Here is a 2,847-nt window from a genome sequence, read left to right on the forward strand (position 1 = left end):
AAAATCGTCTTCCAGCCCCGAACACAGGAGTAGAATTAACGAGCGAAAGACTCGGGGAACTTATAAGGCTCTGGCGCGAAGGGCCTGCAAATTGAAAAAACAGTTTAACAACAAGCGGGAAACAGAGTCCAGGTTTCCCATTATTTTTTAATATTCTTTATTACTTTTTTAGATTATTTAATATCTTCTGGGATCGTCAAAATTTATATTTATTTTCCACATTCGGTGACTGAAATCAATCAAAAACTCAGAAAATAATAAAAAGTCTCAGACCGCAACAGCATCTACAAATTAACTTATTTCTACCCCCTTCATAAAAAAAATATTTTTTAATGAATAAAATGGGATTAACTAAATATGTTACTGTCACCTAAAAAAAGAGTATTTTTACTTTCGACATATATTTATATGCATGCCAGCTTATTTACTTTTAATAATAAGTCAATGTCAGGCCCTTCAAATCGACTTTTTGAATAACCGTTCATGTTGAAAGATTATTAAATACACAAATAACTTAATTACTCAAGTAAAAAATGTATTCAGTTCGAACCGGACTCATACATAAATATTATAAATTGACCTATGAATTATCATTTAAGATGAATCTACTGAGGAACATTATATCGACTGATGATTGCTGAAGATCCACTTGCAATTTGCATCTAGTCCAAAGATTTGAATTCAGAAAAATCCCCTTACCAGTTACTCCGTAATATCTTAGGACTCGTTACGAAATAACCTGGGTAACGCATAATTATTGTGGGATTTAATCGATGAGCCTGCTTGTGAAAATGGGGGGGGGACAGTCTGATAAGTTACCCATATTATTTCGCGGTGTGTCCTTAATAAGTTAACCAGAAATTGATCCTACCCGAGGCCGAGAATTCTTGAAGAAAATAAATTCCCTCCTGCTTACATTTACAATCTTATTTTCGTGCTTATTCGGCATCCCGAACTTTGCCGCCGGAAGTGTCGAAAACTTAGATCTGCCCCTGAACAATAAATCCATTTCAGAACCTGCGATTGAAATGGCTCCTCTGAACCCCGAGTTTCTGGAGCCCGGGCGGTCAGATCCGGTTGAACCCATCTCGTCTTCTGATTACGGCCACATTTCAGGTACTGGATATATACCCTCTCCGGTAAACCTCTCCGGGCTCTCAAGGCCTGTGGAAAAGCTTTTGTTTAGAGTATCAGGTCCGGAACTTCCTGCAACATATGACCTGCGGGAGGAAGGAAAGATCACCTCTGTGAAGAATCAGGGAGATACCGGAAGCTGCTGGGCCTTTTCGAGCATTGCGTCCCTTGAATCTTACATCCTGGTGACAGAAGGAAAAACTCGAGACTTTTCCGAAAATAACATGAAAAACCTTGTTACAAAATATTATTCCGACGGTTTTGACCTTACTTCTGCTAACGGCGGAAATGCACTCATATCTATGGCGTATCTTACCCGATGGAGCGGACCCATAAACGAATCTGCAGATCCTTTTAGTGAAACATCTATCTACTCCCCTACAGGACTTCCCGTGCAAAAACATATCCAGGAAGTGCTTTTACTTCCCGAGAGAAAGGAGCCTCTGGACAATGAGTGGATCAAAAAGGCACTTATGGATTACGGAGCCGTGTACTCCACAATGTGCTGGAGCTCGGCCTATTACCAGGAAAATAACCATGCATATCTATACACAGATTCAAGTAAAGTCAACCATGCAATAACTATCGTAGGCTGGAACGATTCTTTTGACAGGAATATGTTCAAACAGGTCCCTCCCGGGGATGGAGCTTTTATTATAAAGAACAGCTGGGGAGAAACCTTTGGGGAAGAAGGATACTTCTATATTTCCTATTATGACACCAGGCTCGGATACAACGAAAATGCAGTGTTTACAGCTGCAGAAAAGGACAACTTTGACTGCATTTACCAGTATGACCCACTCGGATGGATAAACTCACTGGGGTATCCTGAATATTCAACTGCCTGGGGGGGCAATGTATTTTCTTCGGGAGGGAACGAAAAACTGGAGGCTATAGGATTCTATACTAAGGATCTTGATACGGCTTATGAGATATACGTTTATAAAAACCCGACAACTGGCCCCGTTAATTCGGAAAAGAATTTTGTTGTAAAAGAAAACGGTGTATGCCCGATGCCTGGATATCATACCCACCTGCTGAATTCGCCAGTAAGCCTGACTTCCGGGGAAAAATTTTCAGTGGTTATAAAGTTCAGCAATCCTTCCGATCCATACCTTCTTGCAATTGAGATACCTCTTGACAGTTACAGCAGTAAAGCACAGGCCAACCCCGGAGAAAGCTATATAAGTCAGGATGGAAACAGCTGGCAAGACCTAATATCAATATCTAAATTTTCAGAAACAAACCTTTGCATAAAAGCTTTCACAACTGTTGACGCGCTCCCAGAAGCCGAATTCTCTTCAAATGTCACCAGCTGGGTTTCTCCTCTCACAGTCCAGTTCACTGACCTCTCGAAAAATGCCTTTTCCTGGGAATGGGACTTTAACGGGGACGGAATTATGGACTCAACAGCCCGTAACCCGGTCTACACCTATACCTCATACGGAAATTATACTGTATCTCTGAATGTCAGCAACAGGAAAGGGCTCGACTCTGAGACAAAGAGCAATTACATAACAATGACTCCACTCTCAATTATCTCTGCAAACCCCGGGGGAAATATCACGACCTATGAAGGAGATCAGCAAGAGTTCAGTATCAGCACAAACCATAACAGTACTGTAAACTGGTACCTTAACGGAGTGGTAAAGCGTTCTGAATCCGGTGTTAAAAGCAGTTCCTATTCCAACAGTGCTCTCTCCCCTGGAACTT

1 protein-coding gene is annotated in these 2,847 nt (G+C 41.2%); it reads left to right on the forward strand.

Translation table 11 applies throughout. The features are described 5' to 3' along the window. Positions 1-887: 887 nt before the first annotated feature. On the forward strand, positions 888-2,847 hold a 1,960-nt coding region (locus EO93_RS04135; RefSeq protein WP_048161219.1), incomplete at its 3' end, for a lectin like domain-containing protein.

It is taken from the genome of Methanosarcina sp. 1.H.A.2.2, assembly GCF_000979975.1.
Lineage (GTDB): Archaea > Halobacteriota > Methanosarcinia > Methanosarcinales > Methanosarcinaceae > Methanosarcina.